14 protein-coding genes are annotated in these 17,346 nt (G+C 61.4%); 10 read left to right on the forward strand and 4 right to left on the reverse strand.

All coding sequences use genetic code 11. From position 1 onward, the window contains the following. Nucleotides 1–146: 146 nt before the first annotated feature. From J4E42_RS27220 to J4E42_RS27230, 3 genes are all read left to right on the forward strand, one after another. On the forward strand, nt 147–1,010 hold the full coding sequence (locus J4E42_RS27220; RefSeq protein WP_008031541.1) for a LysR family transcriptional regulator: 864 nt from the start codon (nt 147–149) through the stop codon (nt 1,008–1,010). 106 nt (nt 1,011–1,116) lie between these two features. After that, nucleotides 1,117–2,256, forward strand: a complete 1,140-nt coding sequence (locus J4E42_RS27225) for an SRPBCC family protein (protein WP_207286598.1) — start codon at nt 1,117–1,119, stop codon at nt 2,254–2,256. Beyond that, nucleotides 2,253–3,353 carry an SMP-30/gluconolactonase/LRE family protein gene (locus tag J4E42_RS27230; protein WP_207286599.1) on the forward strand — a complete coding sequence of 367 codons (1,101 nt, stop codon included), beginning with the start codon at nt 2,253–2,255 and terminating at the stop codon, nt 3,351–3,353. The genes J4E42_RS27225 and J4E42_RS27230 overlap by 4 nt, the downstream gene beginning before the upstream one ends. 174 nt (nt 3,354–3,527) lie before the next feature. Here the strand turns inward: J4E42_RS27230 and J4E42_RS27235 are convergent, their stop codons facing one another. The 4 genes from J4E42_RS27235 to J4E42_RS27250 form a co-directional block, all read right to left on the reverse strand. Further along, complete coding sequence (locus J4E42_RS27235) at nt 3,528–3,761, reverse strand: hypothetical protein (RefSeq protein WP_008031536.1); 234 nt, start codon at nt 3,759–3,761, stop codon at nt 3,528–3,530. A gap of 128 nt (nt 3,762–3,889) precedes the next feature. Then, nucleotides 3,890–6,523: an excinuclease ABC subunit UvrA gene (locus J4E42_RS27240; protein WP_207286600.1), complete on the reverse strand. Its 2,634-nt coding sequence runs from the start codon at nt 6,521–6,523 to the stop codon at nt 3,890–3,892. Between the two features lie 167 nt (nt 6,524–6,690). Then, entirely contained in the window at nt 6,691–8,754 is a 2,064-nt protein-coding gene (locus tag J4E42_RS27245; RefSeq protein WP_207286601.1) for a PAS domain-containing sensor histidine kinase, read from the reverse strand. 300 nt (nt 8,755–9,054) lie between these two features. Beyond that, nucleotides 9,055–9,744 (reverse strand): GntR family transcriptional regulator, encoded by a 690-nt coding sequence (locus J4E42_RS27250; RefSeq protein ID WP_008031530.1) that lies wholly within the window; start codon nt 9,742–9,744, stop codon nt 9,055–9,057. 140 nt (nt 9,745–9,884) lie between these two features. Between J4E42_RS27250 and J4E42_RS27255 the strand changes: the two genes are divergently transcribed. The 7 genes from J4E42_RS27255 (at nt 9,885) to J4E42_RS27285 (ending at nt 17,234) form a co-directional block, all read left to right on the forward strand. Beyond that, nucleotides 9,885–10,970 carry an ABC transporter ATP-binding protein gene (locus J4E42_RS27255; RefSeq protein WP_008031528.1) on the forward strand — a complete coding sequence of 362 codons (1,086 nt, stop codon included), beginning with the start codon at nt 9,885–9,887 and terminating at the stop codon, nt 10,968–10,970. Between the two features lies 1 nt (nt 10,971). After that, nucleotides 10,972–11,889: an ABC transporter permease gene (locus J4E42_RS27260; RefSeq protein ID WP_008042584.1), complete on the forward strand. Its 918-nt coding sequence runs from the start codon at nt 10,972–10,974 to the stop codon at nt 11,887–11,889. Beyond that, nucleotides 11,886–12,674 (forward strand): ABC transporter permease, encoded by a 789-nt coding sequence (locus tag J4E42_RS27265; RefSeq protein ID WP_008031524.1) that lies wholly within the window; start codon nt 11,886–11,888, stop codon nt 12,672–12,674. Before J4E42_RS27260 ends, J4E42_RS27265 begins: the two co-directional genes overlap by 4 nt. Before the next feature lie 20 nt (nt 12,675–12,694). Then, a complete protein-coding gene (locus tag J4E42_RS27270; RefSeq protein WP_192417668.1) occupies nt 12,695–13,747 on the forward strand; it encodes an extracellular solute-binding protein in 1,053 nt (350 codons plus the stop codon). A gap of 131 nt (nt 13,748–13,878) precedes the next feature. Then, a complete protein-coding gene (locus J4E42_RS27275) occupies nt 13,879–15,075 on the forward strand; it encodes an amidohydrolase family protein (RefSeq protein WP_192227403.1) in 1,197 nt (398 codons plus the stop codon). Then, nucleotides 15,072–16,559 (forward strand): amidohydrolase family protein, encoded by a 1,488-nt coding sequence (locus tag J4E42_RS27280; RefSeq protein ID WP_207286602.1) that lies wholly within the window; start codon nt 15,072–15,074, stop codon nt 16,557–16,559. Before J4E42_RS27275 ends, J4E42_RS27280 begins: the two co-directional genes overlap by 4 nt. A gap of 12 nt (nt 16,560–16,571) precedes the next feature. Continuing rightward, a complete protein-coding gene (locus tag J4E42_RS27285) occupies nt 16,572–17,234 on the forward strand; it encodes a flavin reductase family protein (protein WP_207286603.1) in 663 nt (220 codons plus the stop codon). Nucleotides 17,235–17,346 lie beyond the last annotated feature (112 nt).

Consider the following 17,346-nt stretch of genomic DNA (forward strand, 5'->3'; position numbering starts at 1 on the left):
GGTTACTTGGCGCTTCTCCAAGTGACTCGCCGTAAGGGCGAAACCAATAGCCGCCATTACCCCAACAACGGATATACACCCAATCAAAAAATGAGAGCCCCACAGTATCCGTTTACAATGCCCACACCTCCCGCACCGGCCACCCCATGGACATCGACCTCGCCCGCACCTTTCTGGAAATCGTCCGCCACGGCAGCCTCGCCGCGGCCGCTGAAAAACTCCACGTCACCCAGACCGCGATCACCGCACGCGTGCAGAAACTCGAAAGCCAACTGGGCAGCACACTGTTCGTGCGCAACCGCGCCGGCGCCCGTCTGACCCCGAACGGCGAAGCATTTGTGGTGTACGCCAATCAACTGGTCGAAACCTGGGACGCCGCGCGCCGGGACTTGCCGTTGCCTGAGGGTTACCACGACGTATTGCACATCGGTGGCGAAGTCAGCCTGTGCAACCCGCTGATGCTCAGTTGGGCCGGCGAGCTGCGGGAGAAGATTCCCAGCCACGCGCTGCGCATGGAGATCCGCGACGGCGAAAACCTGCTGCGCCAACTGGAACTGGGGGTGTTGGACGCGGCGCTGGTCTACCAACCGGAGTACTGGCCGCGCCTGCAAGTCGAACAGGTGCTGGAGGAAAAACTGGTCCTCGTGCGGTTTCCCGGTAAACCCGATCCCTATGTCTACATCGACTGGGGCCCGGATTTCCGTCGCCAGCACGATGCGGCTCTACCGGAAAAAGCCAAGGCGGCCCTGAGCTTCAACCTCGGCCCGCTGGGCTTGCAATACATCCTTGAAAACGGCGGCAGTGGCTATTTCCGTACCCGCGTGGTGCAGAGTTATCTGGAAAGCGGCGTACTGGAACAGGTGCCCAAGGCCCCGGAATTCAGCTACCCGACCTATCTGGTCTATTCCCGCGACCGCGACTCGGCAACCCTGCAACGGGCCTTCGACCTGCTGCGTCAAGTCATCCAGTCCGATGAAGACTGGTCGCAACGCTGGAACCCGCTGACCTGAGTCCGCTTTACACCGGATCATGGCGTTTGTGTCCTCAAGCTTCGGTCCGCCTTGCACGGCGGGATCGTCTAATCTGCTGGGACAACAATAACCACAGGTGACCGCAGTGAGGCAGACCACCGAGGCTTTTCGCAACCGCTATCGCGCAGACATTCATCCCCTCTACAACCCCTGGTTGCACGGCGCCTTTGTGCTGCTGTTCGGTTTGCTGGCCATCGGATTGTTCTGGAGCACCGTGCACCAGGTGCAACCGCTGGAATGGCTGGCGGTGCCGCTGACGTTATTGTTCTTCAACTTTGGCGTGTACATGGTGCATCGCCACCTGGGGCATCACAAAAAGAGCTTCGCGCGGATGTTCTATGCCCGTCACGCCGGTGACCATCACAGCTTCTTTGCGCCCGGGCACATGACCTACGACAGTGCCCGTGACTGGCGGGTAATCCTGTTTCCGGCGTGGCTGATCGTGCTGCACACGCTCGTCATTACCCTGCCCGTCTGGTGGCTGCTTGAGCAGTTCGATGCCAACGTCGCCGGGCTTTTCGGTGGCTGCCTGGTCCTTGGTTACCTGACTTATGAAGTGTTTCATGCCTGCGAGCACCTGCCGCCCGAGAACCCGGTCACACGCTTGCCGTGGATCCGCCAGATGCGCCGTCTGCATGAGCTGCATCACCGTCGCGAGTTGATGCAGGAACGCAACTTCAACATCGTTTTTCCGCTGATGGACTACCTGTTCGGCACGCTCTATTGGGAGCCCGAGCCGACCTACCTGACGAGAGCGCCCATGACCAGCATGCAGCATCAGATCAACATTGCCGGCAACCCGATTGACGTGCTCGCCTACGCCAGCACCGTGACCCGTTGGCCCGAATGGCACCCGTCGTCGCTCAAGGTCGATGGTCCGGGCGGCTCGCTGCATGCCGGGGCGCGGTTCGAGGAAGACATCCGCGCCGGCGGGCGCGAGGGGCATCTGAGCTGGGTGGTCGACGAGTACCTGCCCGGTCGCCGCTGGATCGCGCGGGCTCATGGTGACAACGGACTGTCGCTGGTGGTGACTTACGAATGCACGGCCGAGGGCGATGGCACACGGTTTGTCCGTACCCTGGACTATCAGTTCAGCGGCCTGGCAATGCGCATCGCCAATCAACTGCTGCTCAAGCGGCGCATTGACCGTGAATCGGCAGCATCGATGCAGGCCTTGCGCGAGATGGCGCACAAACACCTGACCACCGCAGGAGCCAACGCGTGAGTCGAACCGTCAAGTTTCGTCATGTCGTGTTGTTGGTGATCGTGGCCATCGCGGCCTTTCTGCTGCTGATGCCGACCAAGGTGCAACCGGTGGCCTGGACTCCGCCGCCGGCACCGTCCCTCACCAGCGGCCCCTACGCCGACAATCAACGCCTCAAAGGTGTGGAGCGTGTCGGCGCGGCGGATATCGACGGGCCGGAAGCGTTGCTGCTGGAGAACAATGCGCTCATTACGGGCCTGCATGACGGCCGTCTGATCCGCACCAGCCTCGACGGCGAAGCCACCAAGGTGCTGGCCGATACCGGCGGCCGACCGCTGGGCCTGGCGCGTCACCCCAATGGTTTGCTGGTGATCGCCGACGGGATCAAGGGCTTGCTGTCGCTGGACGCCCAGGGTCGCTTGATTCCATTGACCACAGAGGCCAACAGCGTGCCCTTCGGCTTCACTGATGACGTGGTCATCGACAAGTCGGGGCACTACGCCTATTTCAGCGATGCTTCCAGCCGCTTCGGCTATGGCAGCGATGGCGACGCGATCATCGAGCATGGCGGCGACGGTCGCTTGCTGCGTTATGACTTCCAGACCGGTAAAACCACGGTCCTGCTGGATAAGCTGGAGTTTGCCAACGGCGTGACGCTGGGCCCGGACGATGCCTTTGTGCTGGTGAACGAGACCGGCGCCTATCGCATCAGCCGTTACTGGCTGAGCGGACCCAAGGCTGGCACCCACGATCTGTTTATCGACAATTTGCCGGGCTTGCCGGACAACCTGGCGTTCAATGGCCGGGACCGTTTCTGGGTGGCTCTGTATGCACCGCGCAACGCCCTGCTCGATGCCACGGCGCCGCATCCCTTCGTGCGCAAGATGATTGTGCGGGCGATGACGGTCTTGCCCAAACCCATAGAGAAACGCGGGTTTGTCCTGGGCCTGGATCTGGAGGGAAAGGTGATCGCCAATCTGCAGGATGGCAGCAGCGGCAACTATTCACCGATCACCACGGTGCGTGAATATGGGGAGTGGTTGTATTTCGGCTCGTTGAAGGCCAGGCACATGGTGCGATTGCCGCTCGCCACCGCGTTGCCCCAAGCACCCAATTAACCTGTAGGAGCCGGCTTGCTGGCGATAGCGGTGTGTCATCGAACGCTATTGGTGGATGACACACCGCTATCGCCAGCAAGCTGGCTCCTACAGGTTCGGTGTCGTTCAAAAGTTAACGGGGATCCATTTCGCTATGGGGTTCTGCGTTGTCGGTTTCCTTTCGGGAGCGACACGTCAGGACGGGACCTGAAGCTGTTGGACGATCTTCTCCTTGACCTGAAAGCGCTTCTCCTTGAGCTTCTTCACTGAGTCATCGCTGGACTTGGCCTGCTCTGCCTTCACCACTTCGGCATCCGCCTGCGAATACTTGTTGATCAGTGAATCCAGTAACGGATCCTTGGTGCGTTTTTGCTGGATATCTTCCTTTGAAAGTTTCAAATCCTGATAAAGGTCGTGTGGCACCGGCATGGAACACCTCCGTTTGTTGATCGGCGGCAAACGCGATCGATTGCGTTCACCAACTATCAGAATGGCCTCGGTTGGCGGGTTCTGTCGACCGCCTATCAGACCAGCGGTGTCCGTTCGTCGTCCTGGCGCTACGTATTGAGGGTTCTGGCGAGGAACGGTGCGGTCCGGCTTTTTTTGCTGCTGGCGACTTTCTGCGGCGCGCCCGCCACCACAATCTTGCCACCCTGATCCCCGGCCCCCGGCCCGATGTCGATCACCCAGTCACTTTGGGCTACCACGCGCATTTCATGTTCGACGACGATCACCGTGTGCCCCGCCGTCACCAGCGTGTTCAACTGTTCGAGCAAGCGATCGACATCCCGCGGGTGCAACCCGGTGGTGGGTTCGTCAAGCACGTAAAGCGTTGCCCCGCGCTGGTTGCGTTGCAGTTCGGTGGCCAGTTTGATGCGCTGGGCTTCGCCGCCCGACAACTCGGTCGCCGGTTGGCCGAGCCGCAGGTAACCCAGGCCGATATCGCGCAGCACTTCCAGTGAGCGGCGAATACCCGATTGCTCGGCAAACACTTCGACCGCTTCATCCACCGTCAATTGCAATACCTGCGCAATGCTCAAACCCTGCCAGGTAATCGCCAGCGTCTCGGGGTTGTAACGGGCGCCGTGGCAAGTCGGGCATGGTGCGTAGACGCTGGGCATGAACAGCAATTCGACGCTGACAAAACCCTCGCCTTCGCAGGTCGGGCAGCGACCCTTGGCGACGTTGAAGGAGAACTGACCGGCGTCGTAGCCCTTGGCTTGCGCCTCGGGCGTGGCGGCGTAGAGTTTGCGCACGTTGTCGAACAGCCCGGTGTAAGTCGCCAGGTTAGAGCGCGGCGTGCGGCCGATGGGTTTCTGATCGACTTGCACCAGCCGCTTGATCGACTCCAGCCCTGCGCTGACCTGACCGCCACTGACTTGCGGTGCATCGTCCTCAAGGCTCAACTCTTCTGCCTCGCTGTCACTGGCGGCGCGCCCGAGATGCGCGCCCACCAGTTCCAGCAACGCCTGACTGACCAGGCTTGATTTACCGGAACCCGAGACGCCGGTCACCGAGGTGAAACAACCCAGCGGAAACTCGACACTGAGGTTATTCAGGTTGTTGCGAGTGATGCCTTCCAGCCGTAGCCAATCGGCCGGCTTGCGGCTGGCTCGCGGCAGCCTGACCTGATCGGCGAACAGGTAGGCGCGGGTCTGCGAGTGCGTCACGTCGGCCAGGCCCTGCGGTGGGCCGCTGTACAGAATCCGGCCGCCATGCTCGCCCGCCGCCGGCCCGACATCGATCAGCCAGTCGGCGCGGCGCATGGTTTCCAGATCATGCTCGACCACAAACAGCGTGTTGCCCGCCGCTTTCAAGCGTTGCAGGGCTTCGAACAGCGCCTCGCCATCCGCCGGGTGCAGACCGGCCGACGGTTCATCCAGCACGTAAATCACCCCGAACAACTGCGAACCCAATTGCGTCGCCAGACGCAGGCGCTGCAATTCGCCGGACGACAACGTCGGCGTGCTGCGCTCCAGTGCCAGGTAACCGAGCCCCAGGTCCGTCAACGTGCTGACCCGCTCCAGCAAATCCTGGGCTATGCGTTGCGCGGCCAGGCGTTTTTCCACCGACAGGTTCGGCGTGTGGCGCACATCCGGTGCATGGGCGTGACCACTGGCGCCGTGGGCCACTCGCTGCTCACGGGCCTCGCGGGTCTGCTCGTGGGTCAAGACCTCGCCGGCCTCATCGGCCTGGTCGAGGTAACTGTGCGCCGCCACTGGCTTCAATACGTCGGCCACTTGCAGCAACGGCATTTGCGCCAACTCGCCGATGTCATAACCGGCAAAGGTCACCGACAACGCCTCGCGTTTCAGGCGCTTGCCGTCGCACAGCGGGCAAGGGCTGCCGAGCATGAATTGCGAGACGCGTTTCTTCATCAGCGCACTTTGCGAGTGGGTGAACGTGTGCAGGATGTAGCGCCGGGCACCGGTGAAGGTGCCCTGGTAACTCGGCTCCATGTTGCGCTTGAGCGCGACTTTGGTTTCTTCGGGTGTGAGCCCGGCATACACCGGAACGGTCGGGGTTTCTTCGGTGAAAAGAATCCAGTCGCGGAGCTTTTTCGGCAGGTCGCGCCAGGGTTTATCGACGTCGTAGCCCATGGTCACGAGGATGTCCCGCAGGTTCTGTCCTTGCCACGCCGAGGGCCAGGAAGCGACCGCGCGCTGGCGAATGGTCAGGCTCGGGTCCGGGACCATCAGCGCTTCGGTGACTTCATAGACCCGGCCCAAACCATGACATTCAGGGCAGGCGCCCTGGGGCGTGTTCGGTGAAAAGTCTTCGGCGTAGAGCATCGGTTGCCCCGGCGGATAGCTGCCGGCGCGCGAATACAGCATGCGGATCAGGCTCGACAACGTGGTCACGCTGCCCACCGAAGACCGCGTGCTCGGCGTGCCCCGTTGTTGTTGCAAGGCGACCGCTGGCGGTAGGCCTTCGATCGAGTCGACATCCGGCACACCGACCTGGTCGATCAGACGCCGCGCATACGGCGCCACGGATTCGAAATAACGGCGTTGCGCTTCGGCGTACAGGGTCGAAAACGCCAGGGATGACTTGCCGGAACCGGAGACACCGGTGAACACCACCAGCGCATCACGGGGGATATCGACGTCGATGTTCTTGAGGTTGTGTTCACGGGCCCCGCGTACCCTGACCATGCCGGAAGGAGGATTGGAGGTGCGCTTTGAAGTCATCAGGTGGCCTTGATCAAAAAGTTCGAAGGATTAACGCATTGCCAGGAATTTACGCGAATCCAATTGTAGGAGCCGGCTTGCCGGCGATAGCGGTGTGTCAGGCGATATCTTTATCGGCTGGCAGGACGCCATCGCCGGCAAGCCGGCTCCTACAATTGGATCGGGGTTCAGCCGTTGAGGACGGTGCGGACCATTCGGGTCAGCGCCTCGGGACCATAGGGTTTGCTCAGCAAAAAGGTATCGGGGCTGAGCTGGTGATTGCGCGAAATAATGTCACGAGTGTGGCCGGACGTGAACAGTACGGCCACCGGTGGCGTTTGCACTTTGGCCCAGGCGGCCAGGTCCGAGCTTTTGATCAGGCCGGGCATGACCACGTCGGTGAAAATCAGCTGAACCACCACGCCATCGAGCAACATCTGCATGGCGGCATCACCGTTGGCGGCGGTCAGGACCTGATAGCCCTCCTCGCTCAATAATTCCACCGCCGACGCGCGCACCGCTTCATTGTCCTCGACCACCAAAATGGTTTCATGCCCACCGCGTTGCTGCGTGTCATGGGTCGCTGTTTCACTGAGCAACGGGCGCAGGCTGCGTGGAAAATACAACTGCACGCGCGTGCCCTGTCCCTCGACGCTGGACATCTCGATGTGCCCGTCACTCTGTTTGACGAAACCGAACACCATGCTCAACCCCAACCCCGTACCCTGACCATCGGCCTTGGTGGTGAAAAACGGTTCAAACGCTTGCGCGAGCACATGCGGTGGCATACCAAGGCCGGTATCCGCCACGGCGACACGCACGTAATCGCCAGGCGAAATACCTTTGCCCGCACAAAACTTGCGGTCGAGGGTAACGTTCTCGGCGCTCAATTCAATGGTGCCTTCGCCCGCCATGGCGTCACGGGCATTGATCGCGAGATTGAGAATGGCGTTTTCCAGTTGGTTGCGATCGACGTTGATGTGCCAGGACGCTTGAGGCAACCGCACATCGATCTGGATGGTTTCGCCCAGCGCCCGTTGCAGCAACTCGCCCAGGCCTTCGAAGATCTGTCGTGGGTCGCAGACCGCCGGCGACAGCGGCTGACGGCGGGCGAAAGCGAGCAATTGCGAAGACAGTTTCGCGCCCCGCTCCACCGCTGCAATCGACGCCGAGACCCGACGCTGCACGTTGGCATTGTCCGGTTCATGCCGCGCCAGCAGGTGCAGGTTGCCGGCGATCACTTGCAACAGGTTATTGAAGTCATGGGCCACGCCCCCCGTGAGACCGCCGATGGCTTCGAGCTTCTGCGACTGGCGCAGTTGCTCTTCCGCCGCCAGCCGCGCTTCGACTTCGTCGGCGACGCGCTGCTCCAGGTTTCGGGTGAATTTGAGCAGGGACTCTTCGGCGGTCTTGCGTTCGTGGATGTCGATCAACACGCCGGGAAAGCGGAACGGCTCACCCTGCTCATCGAATTCGCAGCAACCGCTGGCCTGCACCCACAGGTAACTGCCGTCGGGACGCAGGACCCGATATTCGGCGTTGAAAGGTTCACCGGTGGTGATGGATTGATTGACTTGCTCATTGACCCAACTGCGGTCGTCGGGATGAATCCGCGCTTCGGCGAATTCCGTTGGCAGGTTGCCCAGATCATGCTCGGCCGGGAAGGAAAAGGTCCGGGCAAAGCGTTCATCGCCGGAGAGCCGATTGCCTTTGATGTCCCAGACGAACGAGCCGAGCAAGGCACCGGCGTTCAACGCCAGGCGCACCCGTTCATTGTCGGCGTGGTAGGCGTCTTCGGCCTCCTGGCGCCGGCGTTCGGAGATCACATGCTCCGTGGTTTCGACCACCATCGCCATGACCCCGGCCGGCGTCCCCTCGTCATTCGCCACCGGGCTGTAATAGAGGTCCAGCCAGACGTTTTCGGGGACGCCGTCGCGCAACAGCACCAGCTCTTTGTTGCGATAGGACAACGTGCCACCCGCCAGACAGGTGTCAACCACATGACGATTGAAATCGGCGACTTCCGGCCAGCCCAGCTCCACCGGAGAGCCCAACAGATAAGGATGTCGGCCACCGGCGAACGACGAGTACGCATCGTTATAGATCATGTAGCCGGGGCGGCCCCAGAGCATCACCATCGGCAGCGGCGACGCGAGCAGCAATTGCACCGCGCTGCACAGGCTGGCGGGCCAGGTCTCCAGGCTTCCCAGTTCAGTGCGACGCCAGTCGAACGCACGGATGCGTCCGGCCATTTCACCGTTCCATCCAGCACACCCGTGGCTATCGTCTAGAAACTGCATCGACTGGCTCTGTGTCCTGTGATTGGCGCCCGTTTGTTTCGAGCACTGCGGATGCCAATGGTTTCATAGAGGTTAGCTGATTCTCGCGGTCCCCTCAGGGACCGGGAATCTGCGGCTGCTACAAATCCCTGTGGGAGCGAGACCGGCTTGCCGGCGATGAGGGCGTGACACTCGACATCTTCATCGACTGTTACACCGCTATCGCGAGCAGGCTCGCTCCCACAGGTACCAAGTCAGGTTTGAGTTTTGTGATCAAACCTCAATCAGGTGTTTGAGCGGGTGATACCCAGTCTTCAACGTGGCGGCGACGTCCAGGATCGCCTTCTCGATGCCGTTCAAATGGATGCAGGTCAGTTCGATGGCGGCGCTCTGGTTGCCGGCCTCGATGTACTCGATCAGGCGCAGGTGCTCATCGTCGCGGCAGGCTTCGTGGCTGTCGTCGTCCAGCGCGGCGGCGTACAGCGAGGCGCGGGAGATCAGTTTGCGGAACCAGTCCAGCAACACTGGATTGTTCAGGCTTTGCGCGAGTTTGATGTGGAACTCGCCGAGCAGATGGATCAGCCGTTCATGGTCGCCGTTGCGGTGCGCTTCATCCTCGAGCAACAGGTGATCGCGCAGGTCCCGGGTCACGGCGGTGTCACGACGCCGGCAGAGCTCGGTGACGATGCCGATCTCGATCAGGCGTCGCGTTTCAAACAGCGAACGGATCTCTTCATCGCTGGGCAACGACACCGATGCACCCTTATTGGGCTCGGTCGTCACCAATCCATCCGCCTCCAATTGCTTGAGCGCGGCACGAACCGACGTTCGGCTGACATTAAAAAGTTCGGCCAGCGAAGTCTCTCCAAGCTTCATGCCAGGACGCAGCGAACGCTTGCTGATCGCCTCGTAAACCCCTTGGTAGACGCGGTCGACCGTGGTCTCGAGTTTCTTCTCGGTCATTTCAACACTCCTTTAGCGCTAAACAACCGGCCCCAGGCGATGAGCAGCCTTTGAAAAAGGGGGTTGCACGAGCAGATTAATCCGGTTATTTGTAGATTGCATCCAGATATTGCATACAATAATTAGAGGATTGCACCATTATGGGTCAACCAATAGCAATCGAAGTGCGTAACGTCTCCAAGCGGTATTCCGACGATCCGGGGCTGGCTCCAGCCCTCGACAACGTGTCAGTCGACATTGCCGACAACGAATTCTTCACCCTGCTCGGCCCGTCCGGCTGTGGCAAAACCACCCTGCTGCGCACCATCGCCGGTTTCGAACACGTCAGCGATGGCGAGATCCGTCTCGCCGGCGAACCGGTCAACGACCTGCCGCCGTTCAAGCGCCGGGTCAATACCGTCTTCCAGAGCTATGCGCTGTTTCCGCACATGAGCGTCGCGCAGAATATCGCCTTCGGGCTCGAGATGCAGGGCCTTGATCACAAGGTTATTCCTCGGCGTGTCGATGAGATGCTGGCGCTGGTGCAAATGCAACACCTGGCCAGACGCAAACCCGCCGAGTTGTCCGGTGGCCAGCAACAACGCGTGGCTCTGGCGCGCGCCCTGGCGCCAAAACCGAAAGTGTTGCTGCTCGACGAACCCCTGTCGGCGCTCGACCTCAAGCTGCGTAAAGAGATGCAGGTCGAACTCAAGCGCGTGCAGAAGGAAGCCGGGATCACCTTCATTTTCGTCACCCACGATCAGGAAGAAGCCCTGACCCTGTCTGACCGCATTGCCGTGATGTCCGCCGGCAAGATCCTGCAGATCGGCACCCCCAACGATATTTACGAACGGCCGCAGCATCAGTTCGTCGCCCAGTTCATCGGCGACATCAATTTCCTGCCCGGTCATCTCAAGCGCGGCCAACAGAACGAAAAGCTCTTCGTGCCCAGCGGCATGCCGGTGGAGATCCCCTGCCCGGCCCAGGGTTTCGACGGCAACAACGTGCAACTGGCGTTCCGCCCGGAGCGCTCGCAACTGGTCGACGTCGGGCAGCCTCATCACCTGCGCGGTGTGATCGAAGCGGTGTTGTATGTCGGCACCGCGACGCTTTATCAGTGCCGCTTGAACAACGACATCAAGGTCATGTTGCGCGAGAACAACGAAGGCCTGAACCGTGGCCGGGTGGTCGGTGATCGTGTCGCGGTCAATCTGCCGCCCCACGCCTGCCTGTTGATGGAGGCCTGAGATGAGCGTCAGCAGCACTTCCCCCGCTCTCAACCGTGCGCTGTTGCTCAGCCCGGTGGTTCTGACTTTGCTGGCACTGATCGCGATTCCGCTGGGCATCATGGGCTACATCAGCCTGTTGCCGCGCAACGTCTACGGCGGCGTCGACTGGCAAGCCAACTGGCAATTGCAAAGCTACGTGCAGCTGTTTTTCCAGGAAGGATTCGACGGTGAACTGGAGCTGAACTGGGTCTACGCCCAAGCCTTGTTGCGCTCGGTGTTCCAGGCCGGCGGCACGACGCTGTTGTGTTTCCTGTTCGGTTTCCCGGTGGCGTTGTGGATGTCGAGCCTGACCCCGCGCCGGCGCAACCTCATGGTCTTGCTGATCACCATCCCGTTCTGGACCAACCTGCTGATCCGCAACTACGCGTGGCTGATCATCCTGCGCGAACACGGTTGGGTCGCGCAGAGCCTCAACACGCTGTTCCCGCAGGCGGGCGGCATCACCCTGCTCTACAACGACTTCGCCGTCAGCGTCGGGCTGGTTTATAGCTTTCTGCCGTTCATGATTTTGCCGATCTATTCGACCCTGGAAAAACTCGACTGGCGCCTGGTGGAAGCGGCCTACGACCTGGGCGCCAACCGCTGGCACGCGCTGAAGCGAATCATCCTGCCGCTGTCGATGCCCGGCGTGATTGCCGGCGCGCTGCTGGTGTTCGTGCCGAGCCTCGGCGCCTTCATCACCCCGGCGATTCTCGGCGGCGGCAAGACGCTGATGATCGGCAACCTGATCCAGCAACAGTTCGGCACCGCGCGCAACTGGCCGCTGGGCAGTTCGCTGTCGTTCCTGTTGCTGGGGATTCTGCTGCTGTCGCTGGTGGGTTACGCCCTCTATAGCCGCAGCGCCGCCAAAACTCTACGTCGGGGAGCCACCGCATGATCGCCCTGCACCTGAAAAAACTGCCGCTGACCCGCGAAGTCAGCCTGCTGATCCTCGCGTACCTGTACGTGCCGATCTTCGTGCTGATCGCCTACAGCTTCAACGCCAACCGCTCGGCGACGGTGTGGACCGAGTTTTCATTCGCCTGGTACGGGCGGATTCTGGCCAACCCGTCGATCCAGACCGCAGCGCTGAACTCGATCATCGTCGCCAGCATCGCCACGGTCTGCGCCACGGCCATTGCGCTGCTCGCGGCGCTGGCGACTTACCGGCCGTTCTACGGGCAGAAAATGGTCGAGGGCGGGATCAACCTGCCGCTGATCCTGCCGGAGATCGTCACCGCTGTTGCCACCCTGCTGCTGTTCATGGCGCTGGGGATCAAGCTCGGTTTGCTGACGGTGATTGTCGCGCACGTCGGCTTCTGCATTCCCTTCGCGTACCTGCCGATTCGCGCGCGGCTCAATGATCTCGACAAAAGCCTGCTGGAGGCAGCGAACGATTTGTACGCCAACCCGTGGCAGGTGTTTCGCCGGGTGACGTTGCCGTTGCTGTGGCCGGCGGTGCTGTCCGGTTCGGTGCTGGCGTTCGTGGTCAGCCTCGACGATTTCATCATGACCTTCTTTGTTGCCGGGCCGGGTTCAACCACCTTGCCGGTGTACATCTTCTCGGCGATCAAGGCCGGCGTGACGCCGGAGATCAATGCGATCTCGACCCTGATGCTGGTGATTTCCATCGTGCTGGTGGTGCTGGCCTTCTGGCTGGGACAGCGCGGCAAAAACCAATAAATCCTGGAGCGCACAAAAACATGAAAATGAAAAAACTGTGTTTCGCCGTCACCGGTCTGGCCCTGAGTTGCTTCACCGCGTTCAGCGCACAGGCCGCCGAGCCCAAGGAGTTGTTCTTCTACAACTGGACCGATTACTACCCGGTGGACCTGCTGGCCAAATTCGAAAAGGAGACCGGCATCAAGGTCACCATGGACGGTTACGACAGCAACGAAACCCTGCTGGCCAAATTGCAGGCCGGTGGTGCGGCGTATGACGTGATCGTGCCGTCGCAGTCGATCATGCGCACGCTGATCAATCAGAACCTGCTGCTGGAAATCGACGCATCGACCCTGCCCAATTTCCAGCACGTCAAACCGGCGTTCCGCGACCCGAGCTTCGACCCCGGTCGCAAGTTCTCGGCGCCGTACCTGTGGGGCACCACCGGGTTCTCCTATGACAGCGCACGCGTGCCGGGCGGCAAACTGGACGATTCGTGGAAGGAGTTCTTCGAGCCACGCAAGGAACTGCAAGGCCAACTCGCCGCGCTCGACACCTCCAGCAGCGTGATCAACGCCGCCAGCCATTATCTCAACGTCGACGAATGCAGCGAAAACCCGCAGGACGCCAAGCGCATTCTGGAACTGCTGCAAAAGCAGAAACCGTTCCTGAAGATGTACAGCTCGGACAACACCGTCGACCGCATGGCCTCCGGTGAAGTGATCATGATGCAGAACTGGAACGGCTCCACCGCCCGGGCCACGTTGCAGAAGAGCAGCATCAAGTACGTGTATCCGCGCGAAGGCCTGGCGATGTTCCAGGACAACTTCGCCGTACCGAAAAGCGCGCCGCACCCCGGCAACGCGAAGATCTTCATCGACTGGATGATGAAACCGGAAAACGCCGCCGCCGTGTCCAATGCGATCGCTTACGCCAACGGCATTCAGAGCGACAAATTGATCGACGCCAAATGGCGGGTGATGGACGCGATCAACATGCCCGACGAGTTCGCCTCGCGCCTGCGCCCTGAGAAAGAGTGCAGCAACAAGGCGCGTGAGCTGCAGGACCGGATCTGGTCGAAGCTCAAGGGCTGATTGCTCGGCTTGAGACCGAGTTGCGGCCTTCGCGGGCAAGCCTCGCTCCTACAAGAGCAGCGCAGGACCTGTAGGAGCGAGGCTTGCCCGCGAAGAGGCCCGCCCAAACACCACAAAACTCGAGGTATGCAATGAATCACCCCCGCTGGCTGCGCAACGTGCGGCCCTACGGTTCCACCGCTGAAGACCTGCTGATCGAAAACGGCCTGTTCAAACAACGTCGCCCGGCATCGTCCGCACCACTGAATGCCACCGACATCGATGGCCAGAACCAGCTCCTCACCCCGGCCCTGGTGGAAAGCCACGTCCACCTCGACAAAACCCTCTGGGGCCAACCCTGGCGCCCGAACAGCGCCGGGCCGACGCTCAAGGACTACATCGCCAACGAGCGCCGCGTGCTGCGTGAAGTTCAGAGCCCCATCGCCGAACGTGCCGGCGCCCTGCTGGAAAACTGCATCGCCCGTGGTTCGCTGACCATGCGTTGCCACGTCGACATCGACCCGGATTTCGGCCTGCGTCATGTCGAAGCCATGCAACAACTGCGCGAACGCTACCGCGACCTGATCGACCTGCAACTGGTGGTATTCCCGCAAACCGGCCTGATCAGCCGCCCCGGCACCGCCGAGCTGATGCGCGAGGCCATGGCCCTGGGCGTGGAAAACGTCGGGGGGCTCGACCCGTGCGGCATCGACAACGACCCCGTCGCCCAACTGGATTTCGTGTTCAAACTGGCCAGCGAATTCGACCGTGGCGTCGACATTCACCTGCACGACAAAGGTGAACTGGGCCTGTGGCAAATCGCGCTGATCGCCGATTACACCGAGCATTTCGGGCGCCATGGCCGAGTGATGATCAGCCACGCCTATTGCCTCGGGATGTTGCCCTGGAGCCAGGTCAAACCCGTGGCCGAACGCTTGGCGGCGTTGGGCATTTCGTTGATGAGTTCGGCACCGGCCGATTGCGCGGTGCCGCCGTTCCTGGCGTTGCGCGAGGCCGGGGTGAACGTGTGCCTGGGTTCGGACGGCATCCGCGACGCCTGGTCGCCCATGGGTAACGGCGACATGCTGGAACGGGCGATGCTGCTGGCGTTCCGTTTCGACTTGAACAAGGACGAGGAACTGGCGGCGGCGTTTGCAGCGGCGACGGTGAATGGTGCGCTGGCGTTGGGCTGCGAGGATTATGGCGTGGAGCTCGGTCAACCGGCGGACTTCCTGTTGATGCCGGTGCAGACGCTGGGTGAAGCCGTGGTGTCGCGGCCGCTGCGACAGGTCTATCGGCGCGGCGAGCTGATTGCCGCGGGTGGTCGACTGCTGGAAAGCCGGTTGTGAAGCGCATCGCCCTGAAAAGCAGCTGCGTGGTCGGCTTCGACGGCACGCAGCATGTGCTGTGGCGCGACGGCGAAGTGGTGTTCGAGGGCTCGCGCATTGTGTTTGTCGGGCGTGGTTATTCGGGGCCGGTGGATCAATGGGTCGATTACGGCAACGCGCTGATCGGTCCCGGCTTCATCGATCTGGATGCACTCGGTGACCTCGATTCCACGGTGCTGACGCTGGACAACGGCGATGAACGCGACATGGGGCGGATGTGGTCCGAGGACTATCTGGCGGCAGGTCCGCGGGAGAGTTACAGCGCGGATGAAGAGGTTTTCAAATACCGCTACGCCTTCACGCAACTGATCCGTAATGGCATCACCACCGCCATGCCGATCACCTCAATGTATTACCGCGAGTGGGCCGAGACCTACGACGAATTTGCTGCGGTGGCCGGCGTGGCGGCCGAGCTGGGACTGCGGACTTACCTCGGGCCCTGCTACATGAGTGGCATGAGTTATTGGCGCGCCGATGGCCGCCTCGGGCATCACTGGGATGAAGCGCGGGGCCTGGCCGGGCTCGACTCTGCGGCCCGTTTTTTCCAGGATTTCGACGGTGCACATGACGGTTTGATTCGCGGCGCGCTGCTGCCGGATCGCATCCAGACCTGCACCCCGGCGCTGTTGCAACGCACTGCCGCACTGAGTCGCGAGCTGAATGCGCCGATGCGCTTGCATTGCTGTCAGGGGCTCGGCGAAGTGGCGATGGTCGAGCAGTTGCGGGGCGTTTCGCCGCTGGCCTGGCTGGAGCAGTTGAACCTGCTGACCCCGCGCAGCCTGCTGCCCCACGGCATTTACACCCAGGGTGATGCAGACCTGCAACGGCTGGTGGATGGCGGCGCGAACCTGGTGCATTGCCCGGTGGTGTTTGCCCGGGACGGCGAAGCGCTGAACTCGTTCGGACGCTATCGGGCCAAGGGCATCAACTTTGCGCTGGGCACCGACACCTGGCCGGCGGACCTGCTGGAGAACATGCGTCAGGGGTTGAACATCGCTCGCTTGATGGAGGGCGGCAGTTCACTGACCAGTGCCCTGGATTTTTACAACGCGGCCACGCTCGGGGGCGCCAAGGCATTGGGGCGTGACGACATCGGTCGTCTGGCACCGGGAGCCAAGGCCGACATCACGGTATTCAGCCTTCGCGGCCTGCACCTCGGGCCGCTGTTCGATCCCTTGAAAAACCTGGTGCTGGCCGGACGCGGTGACGACTGCATCGCCAGCTACATCGATGGCCGCTGCGTGATGCAGGACGGACAGGTTCAAGGTGTCGACTACCCCGCCCTGCAACGCCAAGCCCAACGACAATTCGAAACACTGATGCGCAGCCACAGCGACCGGGCCTTCGGCCGACCGGACTGGAAAAGCCTGTTCAAACCGGCCATCCCGTTCGCCGATGACTACAGCGCACAAGCGCCGCTGAGTGCGATTGATCCCCTTCCTTAGAGATTTCTGCCCATGCAAAGCTTCGACTTCAGCACCCTCAGTGCGCGGGACAAATACAAGATTCTGATCGGCAGCGTGGTGCCTCGGCCCATCGCGCTGGTCACCACGATTGATGGCGAAGGACGGATCAACGCCGCGCCGTTCAGCTTCTTCAATGCGCTGTCCGCCGACCCGCCGATCCTCGCACTGGGCGTGGAAAACTATGGGGACCAGAGCCCCAAGGACACCACGCGCAATATCCAGCTCAATCAGGAATTCACCGTCAATATCGTCAGTGATGCGCTGGTGGAAGCGATGAATGTCTGCGCCGTGCCTTTCGCTCCCGGGTTCGACGAACTGACCGCCGCCGGACTCACTGCGATTCCCGGCACCACGGTCAATTGCCCGCGGATCGGCGAGGCGCCCGTGGCGCTGGAATGCCGACGGATGATGGCGTTGTCCATCGGGCAGTCGCGGGAGATCATCTTCGGCGAAGTGCTGATGGCGCATGTGCGGGATGAACTGATCGACCCGAAAACCCTGTACATCGATCAGCTCGGGCTTGATGCGATCGGGCGAATGGGTGGGCATGGGTATGCGCGTACGCGGGATTATTTCGATCTGCCGACCCGGTCGTTGCAAGCGTGGACGGATGCGCCGGGCGGTGGCGAGCGGTTTTGGCCAGAGGCTAAGTAATCAGAAAGTCACCACAACCTGTAGGAGCCGGCTTGCTGGCGAAGCGGTGGTGGCAGTAATGACGCCATCGCCGGCAAGCCGGCTCCTACAGGTTCGGTGTTGTGCGAAATAT

The sequence above is a fragment of the Pseudomonas sp. FW300-N2A2 genome, assembly GCF_017351735.1.
Classification (GTDB): Bacteria; Pseudomonadota; Gammaproteobacteria; order Pseudomonadales; family Pseudomonadaceae; genus Aquipseudomonas; species Aquipseudomonas migulae.